Source organism: Rhodococcus sp. NPDC055024 (assembly GCF_053608585.1).
The window spans coordinates 197,207-215,077 of the sequence record NZ_JBSGVT010000004.1; the positions used below are offsets into that span (position 1 = coordinate 197,207).

At 63.8% G+C, this 17,871-nt stretch carries 17 protein-coding genes; 10 read left to right on the forward strand and 7 right to left on the reverse strand.

Annotated elements, in window-relative coordinates; translation table 11 throughout:
- Window position 1 precedes the first annotated feature (1 nt).
- From ACWF6P_RS11710 to ACWF6P_RS11720, 3 genes are read right to left on the reverse strand one after another with little or no spacing between them, the layout of a single operon-like run.
- Window positions 2–751, reverse strand: a complete 750-nt coding sequence (locus ACWF6P_RS11710; protein WP_452621116.1) for an SDR family NAD(P)-dependent oxidoreductase — start codon at window positions 749–751, stop codon at window positions 2–4.
- A gap of 15 nt (window positions 752–766) precedes the next feature.
- Complete coding sequence (locus ACWF6P_RS11715) at window positions 767–3,106, reverse strand: arylsulfatase (RefSeq protein ID WP_452621117.1); 2,340 nt, start codon at window positions 3,104–3,106, stop codon at window positions 767–769.
- The gene (locus ACWF6P_RS11720; RefSeq protein WP_378537508.1) at window positions 3,103–4,080 is read right to left on the reverse strand and encodes a TauD/TfdA dioxygenase family protein; all 978 of its coding nucleotides are present in this window, start codon (window positions 4,078–4,080) and stop codon (window positions 3,103–3,105) included. The genes ACWF6P_RS11715 and ACWF6P_RS11720 overlap by 4 nt, the downstream gene beginning before the upstream one ends.
- A 342-nt stretch (window positions 4,081–4,422) precedes the next feature.
- Between ACWF6P_RS11720 and ACWF6P_RS11725 the strand changes: the two genes are divergently transcribed.
- Window positions 4,423–5,694 carry an ROK family transcriptional regulator gene (locus ACWF6P_RS11725; protein WP_378447114.1) on the forward strand — a complete coding sequence of 424 codons (1,272 nt, stop codon included), beginning with the start codon at window positions 4,423–4,425 and terminating at the stop codon, window positions 5,692–5,694.
- Between the two features lie 15 nt (window positions 5,695–5,709).
- Here the strand turns inward: ACWF6P_RS11725 and ACWF6P_RS11730 are convergent, their stop codons facing one another.
- Window positions 5,710–6,069, reverse strand: coding sequence for a YybH family protein (locus tag ACWF6P_RS11730; RefSeq protein WP_452621118.1), 360 nt, complete (start codon window positions 6,067–6,069; stop codon window positions 5,710–5,712).
- Window positions 6,070–6,139: 70 nt separating this feature from the next.
- Here ACWF6P_RS11730 and ACWF6P_RS11735 point away from each other — a divergent pair, with 70 nt between their 5' ends.
- Complete coding sequence (locus ACWF6P_RS11735; RefSeq protein ID WP_452621119.1) at window positions 6,140–7,009, forward strand: LysR family transcriptional regulator; 870 nt, start codon at window positions 6,140–6,142, stop codon at window positions 7,007–7,009.
- Here the strand turns inward: ACWF6P_RS11735 and ACWF6P_RS11740 are convergent.
- From ACWF6P_RS11740 to ACWF6P_RS11750, 3 genes are all read right to left on the reverse strand, one after another.
- Entirely contained in the window at window positions 6,975–7,979 is a 1,005-nt protein-coding gene (locus ACWF6P_RS11740; protein ID WP_378549194.1) for a tocopherol cyclase family protein, read from the reverse strand. The two genes, ACWF6P_RS11735 and ACWF6P_RS11740, sit on opposite strands and share 35 nt — an antisense overlap.
- Window positions 7,976–8,368: a PaaI family thioesterase gene (locus ACWF6P_RS11745; RefSeq protein ID WP_003942017.1), complete on the reverse strand. Its 393-nt coding sequence runs from the start codon at window positions 8,366–8,368 to the stop codon at window positions 7,976–7,978. The genes ACWF6P_RS11740 and ACWF6P_RS11745 overlap by 4 nt, the downstream gene beginning before the upstream one ends.
- Window positions 8,369–8,432: 64 nt before the next feature.
- Window positions 8,433–9,206, reverse strand: a complete 774-nt coding sequence (locus ACWF6P_RS11750; RefSeq protein WP_019744397.1) for a PIG-L family deacetylase — start codon at window positions 9,204–9,206, stop codon at window positions 8,433–8,435.
- A 111-nt stretch (window positions 9,207–9,317) separates the two neighbouring features.
- On the opposite strand from ACWF6P_RS11750, the gene ACWF6P_RS11755 reads away from it, so the two are divergent.
- The 8 genes from ACWF6P_RS11755 (at window position 9,318) to ACWF6P_RS11790 (ending at window position 17,808) form a co-directional block, all read left to right on the forward strand.
- On the forward strand, window positions 9,318–10,544 hold the full coding sequence (locus ACWF6P_RS11755) for an MFS transporter (protein WP_452621120.1): 1,227 nt from the start codon (window positions 9,318–9,320) through the stop codon (window positions 10,542–10,544).
- The gene (locus tag ACWF6P_RS11760) at window positions 10,490–11,317 is read left to right on the forward strand and encodes an alpha/beta fold hydrolase (RefSeq protein ID WP_378638103.1); all 828 of its coding nucleotides are present in this window, start codon (window positions 10,490–10,492) and stop codon (window positions 11,315–11,317) included. The genes ACWF6P_RS11755 and ACWF6P_RS11760 overlap by 55 nt, the downstream gene beginning before the upstream one ends.
- 42 nt (window positions 11,318–11,359) lie before the next feature.
- Window positions 11,360–12,688, forward strand: coding sequence for a D-inositol-3-phosphate glycosyltransferase (gene mshA, locus ACWF6P_RS11765; protein WP_452621239.1), 1,329 nt, complete (start codon window positions 11,360–11,362; stop codon window positions 12,686–12,688).
- The gene (locus ACWF6P_RS11770; protein ID WP_452621121.1) at window positions 12,685–13,182 is read left to right on the forward strand and encodes a YbjN domain-containing protein; all 498 of its coding nucleotides are present in this window, start codon (window positions 12,685–12,687) and stop codon (window positions 13,180–13,182) included. The genes mshA and ACWF6P_RS11770 overlap by 4 nt, the downstream gene beginning before the upstream one ends.
- A gap of 139 nt (window positions 13,183–13,321) precedes the next feature.
- Window positions 13,322–14,923 (forward strand): AMP-binding protein, encoded by a 1,602-nt coding sequence (locus ACWF6P_RS11775; RefSeq protein WP_378549202.1) that lies wholly within the window; start codon window positions 13,322–13,324, stop codon window positions 14,921–14,923.
- 46 nt (window positions 14,924–14,969) lie between these two features.
- Window positions 14,970–15,725 carry a phosphoglyceromutase gene (locus ACWF6P_RS11780; protein WP_003941992.1) on the forward strand — a complete coding sequence of 252 codons (756 nt, stop codon included), beginning with the start codon at window positions 14,970–14,972 and terminating at the stop codon, window positions 15,723–15,725.
- 161 nt (window positions 15,726–15,886) lie between these two features.
- Window positions 15,887–17,122: a sensor histidine kinase gene (locus tag ACWF6P_RS11785; protein ID WP_378549206.1), complete on the forward strand. Its 1,236-nt coding sequence runs from the start codon at window positions 15,887–15,889 to the stop codon at window positions 17,120–17,122.
- Window positions 17,119–17,808 (forward strand): response regulator transcription factor, encoded by a 690-nt coding sequence (locus tag ACWF6P_RS11790; RefSeq protein WP_003942020.1) that lies wholly within the window; start codon window positions 17,119–17,121, stop codon window positions 17,806–17,808. The genes ACWF6P_RS11785 and ACWF6P_RS11790 overlap by 4 nt, the downstream gene beginning before the upstream one ends.
- The last annotated feature ends 63 nt before the right edge of the window (window positions 17,809–17,871 follow it).

Sequence of the window (17,871 nt, forward strand, 5' to 3'; positions counted from 1 at the left end):
ACTAGCTGGTGGTGCGGTGGAACCGGCCGGGGCTTGCCTGATCCCTCGGCTTGACGACGATCTGATCGAGGTTCACATGCGACGGCCGCGAGGCGACAAAACCGATGATCTCGGCGATGTCCTGCGCCACCAACGGTGTGATTCCCTCGTACACCTTGTCTGCCTTGTCCTGATCACCCTCGAACCGGACGAGTGAGAACTCCGTCTCGACGGCTCCCGGCGCGATTTCGGTCAGACGAACGGGCTTGCCCAACAGTTCACCACGCAACGTCCGATGAAGGACGGCTTGAGCGTGCTTGGCGGTGGTGTAGCCCGAGCCGTTGTCGTACGCCTCCAGCGCGGCCACCGAGGTGATGGTCACGACCAGACCATCACCCGAATCGATCAGCTTGGGCAGCAGTGCCTTCGTCACACGCAACGTGCCCAGGACATTGGTCTCCCACATCCACCGCCAGTCGTCCAGATCGGCGTCCAGGACCGTCGCCAGACCCTTTGCACCACCTGCGTTGTTGACCAACACGTCGACACGGGGGACCACGGCCGCGAACGCGTCGACGGAATCCTCGTCGGTGACGTCGAGTTCGAGAGCAGTACCACCGATCTCCTCGGCGATCTTCTTGAGACGATCGACGCGGCGAGCACCGATCACGACGTGGAATCCCTGAGCTGCCAGGGTGCGGGCGGTGGCCTCACCGATTCCGGAGCTGGCTCCGGTGACTACGGCGATGCGGGCATCGGAAGAAATGGTCATGATGCAATCGTAGGGCTAGTCGGCGGCATACTCTGCTTCCCGTTCGATGGATTCGATGTGACGACGCGGTACTTGTATCCGGCCGGGTGTGTAGGTGACGGCGCGCAGAGAGCCGCTGTACCGGAACGGTCCGTGGCGTCGGCGCACATCCCACGACACCGGCCCTCTCGCGTCGACGCCGACTGAAATGCCGGTCCACGGCGCCATCCCGACCAGTTGTACCTGCCCGAGTAGTTGACCCGCAGGGATTCCGTCGACACTGACGTGGAGATCCCAACGCAGCCGCGGTACCACCGTCAGGGACACGTCGATGCGCTTGCTGCCGATCGCCAATGGACCTGCGTCGACCACGGAGTAGGAACCGAATGCGTTGTATCCGAGATGCAGGTGCCCGTCCTCGACGTAGAGAAGATATCCGCCCTGTGGATCACCGTGAGCGACAAGAACACCGGCGTCACCTGCTCGGTAACCGTCGAGTTCGACGGTGATGTCGAAGTCGCGGAACCCGATCAGTTTGCTCGACCGGTAGCGCTCCAGTGGAGGTGTTCCGGCAAGCAGACGGACCGGGCGCGAGAGTGCCTCCTCCGCCGGCCGCCGAACTGCGCCCACCGAGTTGCCGAGTAGCGGAAAGACGGTGTTCGCCCACGCCGAGTGGTCCCAGGCTTCGGCGAGTTCGCGGACCTTGTCGGGAAACCGTGATGCGAGGTCGTCGAGCTCGGTCGGGTCGGCTCGGACGTCGAACAATTGCCACTGTGGTTGGTCGATACCCTGTGGCTTGTCGATGTCGTCCGGAGCGAGCGCCAGCAGTTTCCAGCCGTCCTTGTAGTAGCCGCGGTTGCCGGTCATCTCGGTGTACTGCTCGGTGTGAGTGCTCGGAGCGGCAGACGATCGCAGAACCGGTGCGGTCGAGACACCGTCGAACTCCTTCACCGGAAGCCCGTTGCGTACGCTCGGTGCGTCGATTCCGGCCAGGTCCAGCAGCGTGGGGGTCAGGTCGGTGACGTACGCGAACTGGTCGCGAATCCCGTTGTCGTCTGCTCCGGGTTTCAATCCCGCGGGCCACGACAGGACGAAGGGAACACGAATTCCCCCCGCGAAGGACTGCCCTTTGTAGAACCGGAAGGGGGTGTTGGACGTCTGCCCCCATCCACGTGGATAGTGGACGCCCAACTCCGGTCCGCCGATCAGGGATTCGTCGTGGGGGACATCGCCGACCCAGTCCGGATCCTGGATATGCGCGAATTGTGCGAAGTAGCTTCGGGTTCCGTCCGAACCGCCCTCGGCGGTGCCGCCGTTGTCCGAGGTGAAGACGATGATCGTGTTGTCGAGCTCGCCCAGCTCGTCCAGGGTGTCGACGATGCGTCCGACGCTCTGATCGATCGAGTCGACCATCGCCGCGTACACCTCCATGTAGCGGGCGAACCGAGACTGCACTTCCGGTGTGAGCGAATGCCATTCGGGGACGTCGAAGCCGGGTTCGGAGTTTCGCGGAGCCTGCCGTGTTCCGTCCGGAAAGAGTCCTTGCAGGAGCTGAGAGGCGAACCGAGACTCTCGGATTCGATCCCAGCCCTCGTCGTAGCGACCGCGGTATTTTGCCTGATCGGCCGGCTTGGCCTGCAAAGGTCCGTGCATCGCGACGTGCGCGAAGTAGAGGAAGAACGGCTTGTCCTGATCGTGGGCGCGCAGATCCTTGATGTACCCGACGGCCTTGTCGGTCAGATCGTCGGTGAGGTAGTAGCCCTCGGGATACTCGTCGACGTCGACCACCGAATTGTCGGAGATCAACTGATTGGGATAGTAGAAGGAATTGAGGCCTTCGAGCGAGCCGTAGTATCGATCGAATCCGCGCTGCGTCGGCCAGGAATCGCGACTTCGGCCCGGGGCGAGGTTTGCGTCGCGCACGAGATGCCACTTGCCCACCGCATAGGTTGCATAGCCTGCGCCGCGCAGGATTTCGGGGAGTGTCTGCACGTCGTCGGCCAATTCCAGACGCAGCCCGGGGTATCCCGGATCGGCGTTGGCGACAAATCCGTACCCGGCGCGGTGCGGATTGAGGCCGGTGAGAAGTGCGGCGCGTGAGGGCGAGCAGAGGGGGGTCGTGTGATAGTTGGTCAACCGAACACCCTGCGCGGCAAGCCGATCGAGGGTCGGAGTCTCGATCTCGGAGCCGAAAGGCCCGATGTCGCTGTATCCCATGTCGTCGATCAGAACCACGACGATGTTGGGTGATCCGGGAGTAGGGGTCGAGGCGGTGGGCCACGACGGGGCCGAATCGGCTGCGGTGCGGCCGATTCGGCCCTCGAAGCCTTCGTAACCGCGGGCATGCGGAGGAAGGATGGAATCCGGTGAAGTCATGGGAGAGTCGAGGCACCTTCGATAATCGAGTATTCGGAAGCGTCGCCGGCGATGCTGCTGCTTCGTTCCCCGTGGATGTTGACCGGAATGTCACCGGCAAGTGTGATGCGCTCCAGACGGCGGTACTGATCGTCGTAGTCGGCGATCGCGTAGTGCTGGGTGGCGCGGTTGTCCCAGATGGCGACATCACCCGCCGCCCAGTTCCAGCGCGTCGTGTATTCGAGCTTGATGGCGTGATCCTGCAGGAGCTTGAACACACCGTTCGACTGTTCGGTGCTCAACCCGACGAAGTTCTTGACAAAGTGTCCGAGGACGAGCGTGCGTTCTCCGGTTTCGGGGTGGACACGCACCACCGGGTGTTCCGTCTCGAAGTACGTGGACTGGAACTCTTCGCGGTAGGCGGCCGTGCGATCTTCGGTGAGCCGCTCGGCGCTGGTGGCCGCGTAGTCGTAGACGTTCGTGTGGCGGGCCCAGAGGTTCTCCGCGAGCGCCTTGAGCGGATCCGGGAGTCCGTTGTAGGCGGCTACCCCTGACGCCCACGTCGTGGAACCGCCGTATTCGGGTAGCTGCACCGCGCGCAGGATCGACGCCTTGGGGATGCGATCGACGAAGGTGACGTCGGTGTGCCAACTGTTGGCCTTGCCCAGGTCCGAATCGATGGGGAGGACTTTTGCGCCGTGCGACTTCACCGTGGGGTGGGCAGTGGTCGGGGTGCCCAGCAGCTGGGCGAACTCGTACTGCGAATCGTTGTCGAGGTGGTCTTGCCCGCGGAAGAAGATCACCTTGTGTTCGAGAAGTGCCTGTCGGATGAGCGAGATCGTCGCCGGGTCGAGGTGCCCGCCGAGGGTGATTCCGTCGATGCGGGCGCCGATATGCGCGCCGAGGGCGGTGACAGTGCCGCGAGCGGCGTCAGCAGCCGCTCCGTTCGTCGACGCCGCATTGGTGAGGGTCGGCTTGGCGAAAGCTGTAGACATGGTGCACCTTTCGTGGGGAGTGTGCCCACCCAAACACGCGAGATTTCGCCACGACAGGGTTGCGTTCAGTGTGATCGTTACCGCACCTGATTTGTGAATCTCGGTGAAGCTGCTACTTTTGGAGCCATGTCGACCGACCAGCCTGCCGCTTTGCGGGTCACCTATGTGACCGCTGCGCTTGGTTCGCGTCTGCCTCTGGCGCGAGAGCTGTGTTGTCGCCGCCGTTCTTTCTGCAGCTAATTTCTGCGCCTTTTCTGTCTACTTCTTCGTGTGACCAGTGGAAACGCTGATTTCTCGGTCGACAGAGATATGCGCCTTCTCCTCCTTCTGCAAGGGACAGCCATGTCGACACCCACCATCTCTGCCATTCCGAACATCCGATCGCGAACCGCGCTCTCGGGAACCCGGACCCGTACCCAGATTGTTGCGCCCGAACTGCGCATTGCCGACGGTCCGTCCGCGACTGTGTTGCGCATTGCTCGATCCCGCGGACCGCTCTCTCGCGATACCGCCGCGAAAGCGTCCGGACTGAGTATTGCCACCGTGAACCGGCAGGTCACGAGCCTGCTCGACCTCGGAATCCTGCGCGAACGCGCAGACCTGACAGCCTCCGGCGCCATCGGGCGTCCGCGGGTTCCGTTCGAGGTCAATCACGAGCCTTATCTGACCGTCGGCATCCACATCGGTGCCGTCGTCACCAGCATCATTGCCAGCGATATCCGTGGCAAGGTGCTCGGCGCCGTCGAGATTCCGACGCCCGCCACCAATTCCGCTGTCGCTCTTGCCACCATTGCGCGGTCGGCCAAATCGTTTGCCTCACGGTGGCACAAGCGTCGCCCGCTCGCCGTCGGCGTGGCCATCGGCGGTCGCGTCGATTCAGCGACCGGAGTAGTCGATCACCCGCGCCTGGGGTGGAAGGGCGCCAAGGTGGGATCCATCATCGGAGCAGGCTTGGATCTCCCCGTTTCGGTTGCCGCACACGTCGAGGCGATGGCCGCGTCGGAACTTCTGCTCAGTAACGACCGGGCAGAGGCCCCGACGCCGGGAACCACCGGTCTGTACTTCTACGCCCGTGAAACTGCCGGTATCGCAATCACTTTCGAAGGACGAGTGCACACTCCGTCCAGCGGTCCCGGTTCGATCGCGCACCTTCCCACCGGTTCGTCGGCGCGGTGCACCTGCGGCGCGGTGGGTTGCTTGGAAGCGACGATCAGCGACCGCGCGGTCGTCGCGCAGGCACTGTCTTCGGGCGCTGTGATCCAGGGCAGTGAGCGTGTCACGATCGCCGATGTCTATCGTGCTGCGTCGGCGGGTTCCATTCCGGCCCACGAACTTCTGGTCGATCGGGCGCGCGTGCTCGGCCGGACAGTGGCGATGTTGCGTGACCTGTTCAACCCGGATCGGGTGATCCTCGGTGGCCAGGCGTTCACCGATTATCCGGCCGGTGTGCCGCACGTCGCCGAGGCTTTCTCGTCGGCATCCTCCTTGGAGCGCAAGGACATTCGCATCACCGGTTTCGGCAATCGGGTTCAGGAATACGCCTCGACTGTCGTGTCACTGAGCTCGCTGTTCGCCGATCCGGCGGCGGCCATGCGGCGTGCGTCGGCCGTCTGACTGCGAAGAGGGCAGTCAGAGTTCCGGTCGATCGAGCACCCGCAACCACGAACCGTCGGGCTGGCGGCGCGCCACCTGTGTGCGTCCGCCGGTTCCGTCGGAGGGTTTGGTCGAGGTCATGGCGAGGTCGTCGCTGATTACCGTTGGTAGAGCTTCCTCGACGGTGAATGTCGGTGCTGCTGCGAGTATCTGAGAAATCACCTCGCGGATAGCCCGACGGCCGACGGTGAGAGATCCGGGTGGGAATGCCATCACAGCGTTTTCCTCGTAGAGTCCGGCTACGGCGTCTGCATCTCCGTCGTTCGCGAACTGGACGAAAAGTCGGGCAATGTCTTCGGGGGTTGCGGCCTTCTGAACTTCATGTGTTGTTGTCATGCTTCTATCGTGCAGGCACAGTTTTGATAAGTCCAAGATCTAGTTTGTCTCAAAGCTAGAATCAACAGTTATGGAACTTCGGCAGCTCGAATACTTCGTCACGGTAGCGGAGGAAGCCAATTTCACCCGCGCCGCCGAGCGGCTTCACGTAGCGCAGCCGGGTGTGAGTGCGCAGGTCAAACGACTGGAACGTGAGCTGGGGCAGGAGTTGCTCGATCGTAGTGGTCGAACCGTTCGTCTGACCGACGCCGGGCGAGCCGTCCTCCCACACGCCCGCGCTGCACTTGCTTCCGTCCAGAGCAGCCGCGACGTTGTCGAAGCTCTGAACGGACTGGTTCGGGGCTCCGTTTCGGTCGGGATGGTCACCGCCTGCGCTTCCGCCGATCTGACTGATCTGCTCAGTCGGCTGCACGCCAGACATCCCGGCTTGGACATTTCGCTAGCCGAGGACGATTCGCGCAGCCTGCTTGCCGGAGTGTTGGACGGAACCTTCGACATAGCCGTCATCGGAGTTGCGGGCGATCTGCCGGAAGGCCTCGAATCAAGGGTGATCACCGACGAACGACTGGTGGCCGGAGTGGCGGCGGATCATCCGCTGGCCGAGTTGCCGTCTCTGCCGTTTGCCGAACTCGCCACGCGATCGGTCATCTGTCTTCCGGAGGGAACCGGTATCAGGACGTGTCTGGACTTTGCGTGCGCCGCGGCCGGCACGAAGCCGACGGTTGCGCTCGAGGCAAGCAACCTCGGCATCATCGTCTCGTTGGCCGCGCAGGGGCTGGGAATGGCTGTGCTTCCCGAGTCGGCAGTGGGGGAGTTGCATCGGATCGATCTCGAACCGGAAGCTCGATCCCGGTTGGAATTGGTCTGGCGTTCGTCGGGCGGCAAGAACCCGGCGGCATCCGCTCTCATCGATCTCGCGAGAGCTGTTCCCGCCGAGTGAGTTCGGCCTGCGCCCGATCCAATCCGCCGTGCTCTAGGGCGGCCAATCGTGATCTGTCCTTCCAGACTATGGTGCCGCGTCGCCGGACGATAACCGACATGGTTCCACCGAGATGCTCGAGCGCTCCGGGTACGTTTCGACGCTCGGCGGGAATGGGAACCGGAAGTATGTGCGCGTCGGCGATGGGTGCGGTCCCGTCGATGTCGACGCTCCACTTTCGGCTGTAACCTCGAAGCGTCCAACGATCGTCGGACACGGTCGTCTCCACCTGTGACGTCAGCGGATTGCCCAGACGCAACACTGTGCCGTCTGGCAAGGCGACCACCACGGCGGTGACTTCGGTGCGCAGAGGCCCGGCGCTGACCTGGCCGCCGGCAAACGCCACGCAGGCCCGCGGATCGGTGAATCCCTGGGCCTGTCCCCACCACCAGGAATCCGGGAATCCTCCCTTTCCCCAGTTCTTCTCGCCGTACACCTGTGCTCCGCAGAGATCCCAGCTCTGTCCGTCGATGACGGCGCTTCCCTCGACCCGGCCGCCGAGCAGCCACGGATGCCAGTACTGATTGAGTGCGGGAACTGATTGGAAGTAACTCGATCCCCCGAAGCGGCGGTGCGGCCAGAATCGCTGATTACTGATCCGCACATCGAGATGGCTGTCGCCGAAATCGACCTGTAGTCGATCAGCATTGCCGCGGAAAGCGTTGTCGGCGTATGCCCCCAGGATGCGGGAATCGGCCGATCCGCTCGGGTGCTCGGCGGTCCGGAGGAATCCGCCCGGATGCGCCGCGAGACCGAGCGTCGACCAGTTGCCACCATCGGACTTGTTGATTCCGGCGAGCGCAATCACCACCCGCCCGCTCTCCGGCATCGTGAAACGCCAGAAGTAACCCTCCATCGCAACGTCATGGGAGGCAAGCAGATTGCCGAAAGGAAGGGTGGCACCGGAGGCGCGGTACGAGGGAAGCTTCACGGTCCCAGCACTGCCTGTGATGCGGTGACCTGAGCGACGAGACGGCCCTCGTCGTCACGAATCTCGGTCACGACCGCGACGGTGCTGCGTCCCGCGTGCAATGGACGGGCAGTTGCGGTGACCGTGCCTTTACGAACCCCGCGGGTGAACACGGTCGACGAACTGGTGGTGGACGTACTTGCGCCGGGCGGAAGATTGAGGAATGCACAGACGGCGCCGACGCTGTCTGCCAGCGTCATCAAGGCGCCGCCGTGCATTCCGTTGCCGGCGGTGGTGCGGTGGCTGTCCCAATCCAGATGGCCGACAACCTGTTCGGGTGCCGCGCTGTCCAACTGAATTCCGGTGTGAACTGCAAAAGGCATGCTCGCGACAAGTTGTTCGAGGTCCATGCCTACCGATGGTAACGAGCCGCCGAAACCTCCGTCGGGACTTCGGTTTATCGAGAGCGGTGACTCAGAGGGGCAGGGCGGTTTCCGACAGTCCCTCCGGCGCGTTTCGGCGACGGAACCACTCGGTGCCGAATGCCGCGGCGAGCTGCTCCGTCGGCATTTCGAGGAACGGGCCGAAATCGCCGACCTGCGTTGCGTGCGCGTACATGGCCGCGCGCTTGGACGAGATCACCGAACTCACGTCGACTGCGGTGGTGAGTTGGTCAGCCGGAAGCCCGAACGATTCGATGTCCGGCGGCTGCGCCTCCTCGGTCCACTCGGGGTTGGCCTGCATCAGCATCTTCATGTGATCGCGGTTGGTGGACGCCTCGTAAACGAACGGCGTGCCCGCGAGTTCTGCAGCACGAACGCCGACATGGTGGACCTGGATGTGATCCGGGTGGCCGTATCCGCCGTTGGGGTCGTAGATGGTCAGGACATCGGCGTTCTCCTCACGAAGAACCTCGGCCAGACGCTCGGCGGCCTTCTCGACGTCGACGTTGCAGAACGCTTCCGGATTCTCGTTCTCGGGCGTACCCACCATCCCCGAATCCGGGTAGTGCAGGGACACGACGCGATTGGCACCCAACGCGTCGGTGGACGCCTCGAGCTCACGGCTGCGGCGCTGAGCCAACGTCTCGTATTCGTCCAACAGTCCGTCGGGGAATTCACCGAGAGCACCGTCGGTAGCGGTGACGACTACGACGCGGTGACCTGCGTCGGCGGCCATTCTCATCACGCCGCCCGTGGTGAAAACTTCGTCATCGGGATGGGCGTGGAAACACACCAGGACACTCATTCGCGCAATCGTAAGGCAAGTTACCGACAGGTCAACCCGAGCGCACAGTGAAAACGATTTGTCGAGTCGGCCTCGGCTCTGTGAACCTTGTTCAGTGCACGAGAAGCTGACATGAGCGAATCCACCAACAAAGGCCTGCTGAGCGCCTACCGCGAGATATTCTCGGCCCCGGGATCGGTTGCCTTCTCGGCCGCCGGATTTGTCGCAAGGCTGCCGATAGCGATGATCGGCATCGGAATCGTGACGATGATCTCGCAACTTCGTGGTGACTACGCGCTCGCCGGGGCGCTCGCCGCGGTTTTTGCGCTCTCGTCGGCGATCATCGCGCCAGCGGTCTCGCGCGCGGTCGACCGCTTCGGACAGAGGGCGGTCCTGCCGATTGCCGCGGCTGTCAGCGTCACCGCGATCGGGGCACTCTTGCTCGCAGTCCGGATGGAAGCCCCCGACTGGCTGCTTTTCGTCCTGGTAATTCCCGGCGGCGCCACCCCGACGATCGGGGCGATGATTCGCGCCAGGTGGGTCGCGATCTACGTCGGAAAACCGCAGCTGCGCACTGCCTTCGCCTTCGAATCGGTGGTGGACGAGCTCTGCTTCGTGGCGGGCCCGGTCATCTCGGTGGGTCTGAGCATCGGACTCTTCCCCGAGGCTGGACCACTTGCAGGGTTGATTCTGCTGGTCACGGGGACCTTGCTGCTGGTGATCCAGCGCGGAACCGAGCCGAAGGTGCATCCGCGTCGACCCGGCCGCGGACGGTCGGTACTCGGTAACCACGTGATGTGGATCGTCATCGTGATCATGGTGATGCTCGGAACGATCTTCGGTGTCATCGACGTCGGCGCCATCGCGTTCACCAAGGAACAGAATTCACCTGGCTCCGCGACGCTGGTCCTCGCGCTGTTCGCCGGCGGTTCGGGAATCGCGGGACTGATCTTCGGATCGATGCACCCGGCGCGATCGCTGCGTGGGCAATTGATGATCGCGTCCGCAGCGGTCGCCCTTCTCAGTGTCCCGCTTCTCCTGGTCGGAAACGTGGCCGCACTTGCTGGCGCGTACGTCCTGGCCGGCGCGACCATCGCTCCGACGCTCATCATCGCGACAGCCCTGGTCGAGCAGATCGTCCCACCGGAAAAGCTCACGGAGGGAATGACGCTGACGGTCACCGGACTCGGGGTCGGCGTGGCGCTCGGCTCTGCGCTGGCCGGGCAGCTGATCGACCGCTACGACGTCTCCTCCGCTTACATGCTCGCCGTCGGCGCCGCAGTCGCAGCCTCTATCGTGACGGCATGTCTATTCGTGAAGCCGTCAGCGTCGACGGCACGTCCATCGTCTATCGAGTAACCGGAAATCCGGCGGGGACCCCGCTGGTGCTGCTGCACGGCTGGGCTCAGTCGTCACAGTGCTGGGGCGAGCAGGTCCTCGCGGACCTGGCAGCGGACTACCGCTTGATCGCCGTCGATCTGCGCGGCCACGGCTACTCCGATGCGCCCGAGTCCGGATACGACGACTCCGCGAACTGGGCCGGCGACGTCGCGGCGGTTCTCGCTGCCGAAGGTGTCACCGAGAACGCGATCCTGCTCGGCTGGTCGTACGGCGGTCTGGTGATCTGCGATTACCTGGCAGCACACGGAACCGGCGCGGTGGCGGGTGCGGTTCTCGTCGGTGCGATCACCAGCATCGGGCGCGGTGAGAAGGGCGGCAAGGTCGGCTCGGCAATGCGGAGTGCGGTTCCCGGCGCTATGTCCGAAGATCCCCGCGAGGCAATCCGGGCACTCGGCGCTTTCGGCAACGCTCTCACCGGCCCACCCGAGGGCAAGGGTGCAGCGTCGCAGGCCTTGTTCGGGTACAGCCTCTCGACGCGTCCGCGGGTGCGCGCAGCACTGTTCAACCGTGCAGTCGGTCACGACGACCTGCTCCGCAACCTCGACATCCCGGTCCTCGTTCTGCACGGGACCGAGGACTCCGTCGTCGACGTGAGCGCAGGTAAGCACGCCGAGGAACTGATTCCCAAGTCGCAGGCGTCGTACTGGGAAGGCTGCAATCACGGCCCGTTCGTGGAGGATCCGACACGATTCGTGTCTGAAGTGCGAACCTTCATCTCGAGCCTCGGTTAGAGTTCGCGCCCGGTGAGGGGGCAGTATGGAGTGGTGACGTCCATGCACATTTCGCGCCCTCGCCGGGTGGCCGTTCTCTCGGTCCACACCTCGCCATTGGCGCAACCCGGCACCGGTGACGCGGGTGGGATGAATGTCTATGTTCTGCAATCCGCCATTCAGCTCGCCAAACGTGGCGTCGAGGTGGAGATATTCACCCGCGCGACATCGTCTTCGGATGCGCCCGTCGTGGACGCCGCTCCCGGAGTACGGGTGCGTAACATCGCGGCCGGTCCCTTCGAAGGACTGGACAAGGCAGATCTGCCGACTCAGTTGTGTGCCTTCGTCGCGGGAGTTCTTCGGGAGGAAGCGCGCCGCGAACCCGGGTACTACAGCCTGATTCACTCGCATTACTGGTTGTCCGGGCAGGTCGGCTGGCTGGCCCGCGATCGTTGGGGCGTGCCCCTCGTCCACACCGCGCACACACTCGCGGCAGTGAAGAATCTTTCGCTGGCCGAGGGGGATACCCCGGAACCTGCAGCACGGCAGATCGGCGAGCAGCAAGTTGTCGCCGAATCCGATCGGCTGGTCGCCAACACCACCGACGAAGCCAAGGCGCTGCACGAGTTGTACGGCGCAGACCCCACGCGTATCGACGTCGTGGCTCCCGGCGCCGATCTCACCCGTTATCGACCGGGCGATCGCGATTCCGCCCGCGCGTCGTTGGGGTTGGACCCGGGCGAGATCGTCGTGACTTTCGTCGGCCGGATCCAACCTCTGAAAGCACCGGACGTTCTGCTGCGTGCTGCCGCCGAAGTGATCAGCCGTCGCCCCGAGTTGCCGTTGCGCATCCTCGTCGTCGGCGGGCCGTCGGGAACCGGTCTCGCGCGGCCGGACGTGCTGATCGAACTGGCACGCTCACTCGGCATCACGGCGCAGGTGACGTTCTTGCCGCCGCAGGCGCCGGAGCGTCTCGCCGATGTCTACCGTGCTTCGGATCTGGTTGCGGTGCCGAGCTATTCGGAGTCCTTCGGGTTGGTGGCCATCGAAGCTCAAGCCTGCGGAACCCCGGTGATCGCCGCCGACGTCGGCGGACTGGGAGTAGCCGTACGCAACGGTGAGACGGGCCTGCTGGTTCAAGGACACCGCACCGAAGACTGGGCCGGTGCCCTCGAATCTTTGGTGACAACGCCGACGCGCTTGGCCGAACTCGCCGCGCAGGCACCGCGTCACGCCGAGAATTTCTCGTGGGAACACACCGCGGACGGTTTGCTCGAGAGCTATCGCAAAGCCGCAGTCAACTACAACAACGGAACCGGTCCCAGCGACTTCTCGCCCCGCCGTGCGCGGGGTCTGTGGCGTCTGCGCCGGACCGGGGGAGTGCGTACATGAGCAGCATTTCGGACACTATCGAGCAGGCCCTCAGCGAGCGCGAACTCGAGTTCTCCAGAAAAGACGACGCGCATTTCATCGTCGAACTTCCCGGCGAGCACAAACTCAAGACGTCGACTCTGCTCACCGTCGGCAATCACGGCGTGCGGGTCGAGGCCTTCGTGTGCCGCAAGGTGGACGAGAACTTCGAAGGCGTCTACAAGTTCCTGCTCAAGCGCAACCGCCGTCTGTACGGGGTGGCGTACACACTCGACAAGGTCGGGGACATCTACCTGGTCGGCAAGATCGCCGAGCATGCCGTGACCGGCGATGAACTCGATCGAGTGCTCGGTCAGGTTCTCGAAGCCGCCGACGGTGATTTCAACGTCATCCTCGAACTCGGTTTCTCTTCGTCGATCAAGCGTGAGTGGGCGTGGCGGGTGTCGCGAGGTGAGTCGCTGGCGAATCTCGAACCGTTCAAGCACCTCATCGAGGAGGAGCCCGCGCAAAGCTGACCGAGCGGGGTGAGACACATCGCTGATGTGTCACGTAAAGTGACCTTTACTTGTGACTGTCGTCACGGAATAATACTGTTCCCGTGAGTCACAGTAAGTTGGTCACACCACCCTGCCGCGCAACTTTTCGAGGAGCACAGTGAGCTTCAAGAGTCCGTTCCCCGACGTTGAAATCCCCAACCTCAGCGTCTACGACTTCCTGTTCGGAAACACCGACCCCGCAGACCTCGACAAGACGGCATTCGTCGAAGGCAGTTCTGGCGCGGTCACCACATACGCTTCGCTGATCGCACAGATCAACGGCGTTGCAGGCGCTCTCGCTGCGCGGGGACTCGCCGTCGGAGACGTGGTCGGGTTGCATTCGCCCAACGTCCCGGCCTTCGGTTCCGTCTTCCACGGCATCCTTCGTGCCGGTGGTGTCGCGACCACGATCAACGCTCTCTACACCGCCGAGGACATCGCCAAGCAGCTCACCGATTCCAAGGCCAAATTCCTCTTCACGGTCTCGCCTTTGCTGCCGCAGGCCAAGGCAGCCGCCGATCAGGTCGGCATCCCCGCTGAGAACGTGTTCGTGCTCGACGGAGCCGAAGGCCACCTGTCGTTGCGAGATCTGCTCGGCGAGGGTGCAGCGGCGCCCGATGTCTCCTTCGACCCGGCCACCCAGCTCGCGGTTCTGCCGTACTCGTCGGGCACCACCGGCCGGCCCAAGGGCGTCATGCTCACCCATCGGAACCTCGTGGCCAACGTCTGCCAGATCATTCCGCGGATGGGCATCGAGACCGACGACAAGATCCTCGCGGTCCTGCCGTTCTTCCACATCTACGGAATGACGGTCCTGCTCAACGCGGCGCTGTACCGCCGCGCGAGCCTCATCACGATGCCGAAGTTCGATCTCGTCGAGTTCCTGCGGATCGTCGCCGAGCAGAAGTCGACGTACATCTTCGTCGCACCGCCCGTTGCCGTCGCGCTGGCCAAGCACCCGCTGGTCGACCAGTACGACCTCTCGAGCGTGCACACCATCTTCTCCGGTGCGGCCCCGCTCGACGCGGCGCTCGGCAAGGCCGTCGCCGACCGGTTGAACTGCCACGTCCGCCAGGGCTACGGCATGTCCGAGATGAGCCCGGTCTCGCACGCGATCCCGTTCGACCGCGACGACATCGCCCTCGACACCTGCGGTCCCACCATCGCCAACATGGAATGCAAGCTCGTCGACCCGGGAACGGGCGAAGAGGTCGCGTACCCGGCACTCGGCACGGACGGGGTCAGCGAGCCCGGTGAACTGTGGTGCAAGGGCCCGAACATCATGGTGGGCTACCTCGGCAACGACCAGGCCACCAAGGACACCCTCGACGACGACGGTTACCTGCACACCGGTGACATCGCGACCGTCGACGGAGACGGCGTCGTCAAGATCGTCGATCGCCTCAAGGAACTGATCAAGTACAAGGGCTACCAGGTTCCCCCGGCCGAACTCGAGGCTTTGCTGCTGACGCATCCGCAGATCGCCGACGCCGCCGTGATCGGTGTGCTCGACGCCGAGGGCGAAGAGGTTCCGAAGGCATTCGTCGTTCTCCAGGACGGCGCCGAGTTGACCGAAGCCGACGTGATCTCGTTTGTCGCCGAGCGCGTCTCGCCGCACAAGAAAGTCCGTCAGGTTTCGTTCATCAGCACCGTGCCGAAATCCGCGGCCGGAAAGATCCTCCGCAAGGATCTGCGAACTGCGGAAGTAGCCCCGAGCTGATTTCCAGACAGGGTTGACCAAGAAGGGTTCCGGTACTCGTGCCAGGATGAACGCCATGAGTATCGGAACCCTGGTCCTGCTCCGCCACGGCGAGAGCGAATGGAATGCACTCAATCTGTTCACCGGCTGGGTGGACGTACACCTGACAGACAAGGGCATGGCCGAAGGCAAGCGCGCCGGCGAACTGCTCGCCGAGCACAACCTGTTGCCCGACGTTCTCTACACGTCTCTCCTCCGCCGCGCGATCAGCACCGCCAACCTCGCGCTCGATGCGGCCGATCGCCACTGGATCCCGGTAGTTCGCGACTGGCGCCTCAACGAGCGCCACTACGGCGCTCTGCAGGGCAAGAACAAGGCTCAGACCAAGGAAGAGTACGGAAACGAGCAGTTCATGCTCTGGCGTCGTAGCTACGACACCCCGCCGCCCGCCATCGAAGCCGGCAGCGAGTACAGCCAGGACACCGATCCTCGGTACGCGAACCTCGACGAGGTTCCCTTGACCGAGTGCCTGCTCGACGTCGTCAAGCGCCTGATCCCGTACTGGGAGGACACCATCTCGCAGGAGCTGCTCGCCGGCCGGAACGTGCTGGTCACCGCGCACGGCAACTCGCTGCGTGCATTGGTCAAGCACCTCGACGGCATCTCGGACGAGGACATCGCGGGCCTGAACATCCCGACCGGAATCCCGCTGCGGTACGACCTCGACGAGAACCTGAAGCCGCTCAATCCTGGCGGCACCTACCTGGATCCGGAGGCCGCCGCTGCCGGCGCCGCCGCGGTGGCGAATCAGGGCGGAAAGTAGCAACCCGATGATGTGCGTCGAGGCCCCCGAACAGTGTTTTCGGGGGGCCTCGGCCAACAACAGATGAACGACGAACCAACGCCGTCCACCTGGCGGATTACACGGGTGGGAACGTCCGAACCCGCCGTAACCGACTCTTCGCGCGAACGTACGATTGCGCCGTGAGTGTCGTGATTGCAGTGCTGCTGGTCGTGGTCGCCGGCTTGGTCGGCTACCTCGTCGGCGGGGTGCTGGTGCCAAGGCTGTCGTCGCGCCAGAGTCAGCGCTCGGACGAACAGACCGGGCTCACGATGTCCCAGGTTCTCGACCTCATCGTGTTGGCTTCGGAAAGCGGTATCGCCGTCGTCGACGGTTTCCACGACGTCGTGCTCTTCAACCCTCGCGCCGAAGAACTCGGCCTGGTCAAGAATCGTCTGGTCGACGAGCGAGCGTGGCGGGCAGCGCAGGAAGTCCTGCGGACAGGTCACACCGTCGAGGTGGATCTGACAGCGCAGACCGCGCAGCGCGGCCGCGACAAGATTGCCGTTCGTGGCACCGCTCGGCTGCTCAGCAAGGACGACCGCAACTTCGTGGTCCTGTTCGCCGACGACGATTCCGAGCAGGTCCGCATGGAGGCGACCCGACGCGATTTCGTCGCGAACGTCAGCCACGAACTGAAGACTCCGGTCGGCGCGATGAGTTTGCTCGCGGAGGCACTGCTCGAATCCGCTGACGACCCGGAGTCCGTGCGCCATTTCGGTGAACGGGTGCTCGGTGAGTCGATTCGTCTGGGCAAGATGGTCACCGAATTGATCGCACTCTCGCGCTTGCAAGGTGCCGAGAAGCTGCCCGATCTCGACGTGGTCGACGTCGACACGGTGGTGTCCGAGGCGCTGTCGCGGTCGAATCTGTCGGCCGAGGCCGCCGGGATCACCGTCACCACCGACCATCCGAGCGGGCTGGAGGTGCTCGGGGATCAGACCCTCCTCGTGACTGCACTGTCCAACCTCATCGAGAACGCTATTGCATACTCGCCCAAAGGTTCTCCGGTGTCCGTCAGTCGGTCGGTGCGCGGCGACAATGTCGCGATCGCGGTCACCGACCGAGGTGAGGGCATCGCGAAATCGGATCAGGAGCGAGTGTTCGAGAGATTCTTCCGCGTGGACAAGGCGCGGTCACGGCAGACCGGTGGAACCGGTCTGGGGCTGGCGATCGTAAAACACGTCGCGGCCAATCACAACGGCTCCATCGAACTGTGGAGCAAACCGGGAACAGGGTCTACCTTCACGTTGCAGATACCGGCACACGTGGAGTCGGACGACGACATCGACTCTGACGACGCGGGAACCGCCGGTTCCACGCGGATCGGCAGACGAGAACAAGGCAGTAGAGAAAACGGCATGGAGGCCAAACGATGACGAGTGTGCTGATCGTGGAGGACGAGGAGTCCTTGGCGGACCCGCTGGCGTTCCTGCTCCGCAAGGAAGGCTTCGAGACCACCATCGTCAACGACGGACCGTCGGCGTTGGCGGAATTCGACCGCTCCGGCGCGGACATCGTCTTGCTCGACCTCATGCTGCCCGGCATGAGTGGTACGGACGTCTGCAAGGCGCTGCGATCGCGCTCAGGCGTTCCCGTCATCATGGTGACGGCGCGCGACAGTGAGATCGACAAGGTCGTCGGCCTGGAACTCGGTGCGGACGACTATGTGACCAAACCATATTCGGCGCGCGAGCTGATCGCCCGCATCCGTGCGGTGCTGCGCCGCGGGGTGGAGAACGAGGCAGACCTCGCCTCCGACAACGGTGTGCTCGAGGCCGGACCGGTACGGATGGACGTCGAGCGTCACGTCGTGCAGGTGGCCGGTAACCCGGTGACGTTGCCGCTCAAGGAGTTCGACCTCCTCGAGTACCTGCTCCGCAACTCCGGCCGGGTGCTGACCCGCGGACAGCTGATCGACCGCGTCTGGGGAGCCGACTACGTCGGTGACACCAAAACCCTTGACGTACATGTGAAGCGGTTGCGTTCGAAGATCGAATCCGATCCGGCCAAGCCGGAACACCTGGTCACCGTCCGCGGGTTGGGCTACAAGCTCGAAGCGTGATCGAACCTCGTCGAGAAGAAATGTCGAGAGAGAATTCAGCCGCTCACACGATCGTGTGAGCGG

Bases quoted from the DNA above. Each gene is read 5' to 3' on its own strand.
- ACWF6P_RS11755 (WP_452621120.1), top strand. From the start codon at position 9,318: ATGAGCGAATCCACCAACAAAGGCCTGCTGAGCGCCTACCGCGAGATA.
- ACWF6P_RS11770 (WP_452621121.1), top strand. From the start codon at position 12,685: ATGAGCAGCATTTCGGACACTATCGAGCAGGCCCTCAGCGAGCGCGAA.
- ACWF6P_RS11715 (WP_452621117.1), bottom strand. From the start codon at position 3,106: ATGACTTCACCGGATTCCATCCTTCCTCCGCATGCCCGCGGTTACGAA.
- mshA (WP_452621239.1), top strand. From the start codon at position 11,360: ATGCACATTTCGCGCCCTCGCCGGGTGGCCGTTCTCTCGGTCCACACC.
- ACWF6P_RS11745 (WP_003942017.1), bottom strand. From the start codon at position 8,368: ATGGACCTCGAACAACTTGTCGCGAGCATGCCTTTTGCAGTTCACACC.
- ACWF6P_RS11710 (WP_452621116.1), bottom strand. From the start codon at position 751: ATGACCATTTCTTCCGATGCCCGCATCGCCGTAGTCACCGGAGCCAGC.
- ACWF6P_RS11735 (WP_452621119.1), top strand. From the start codon at position 6,140: ATGGAACTTCGGCAGCTCGAATACTTCGTCACGGTAGCGGAGGAAGCC.
- ACWF6P_RS11780 (WP_003941992.1), top strand. From the start codon at position 14,970: ATGAACGCCATGAGTATCGGAACCCTGGTCCTGCTCCGCCACGGCGAG.
- ACWF6P_RS11720 (WP_378537508.1), bottom strand. From the start codon at position 4,080: ATGTCTACAGCTTTCGCCAAGCCGACCCTCACCAATGCGGCGTCGACG.
- ACWF6P_RS11730 (WP_452621118.1), bottom strand. From the start codon at position 6,069: ATGACAACAACACATGAAGTTCAGAAGGCCGCAACCCCCGAAGACATT.
- ACWF6P_RS11790 (WP_003942020.1), top strand. From the start codon at position 17,119: ATGACGAGTGTGCTGATCGTGGAGGACGAGGAGTCCTTGGCGGACCCG.
- ACWF6P_RS11725 (WP_378447114.1), top strand. From the start codon at position 4,423: ATGTCGACACCCACCATCTCTGCCATTCCGAACATCCGATCGCGAACC.
- ACWF6P_RS11760 (WP_378638103.1), top strand. From the start codon at position 10,490: ATGTCTATTCGTGAAGCCGTCAGCGTCGACGGCACGTCCATCGTCTAT.
- ACWF6P_RS11750 (WP_019744397.1), bottom strand. From the start codon at position 9,206: ATGAGTGTCCTGGTGTGTTTCCACGCCCATCCCGATGACGAAGTTTTC.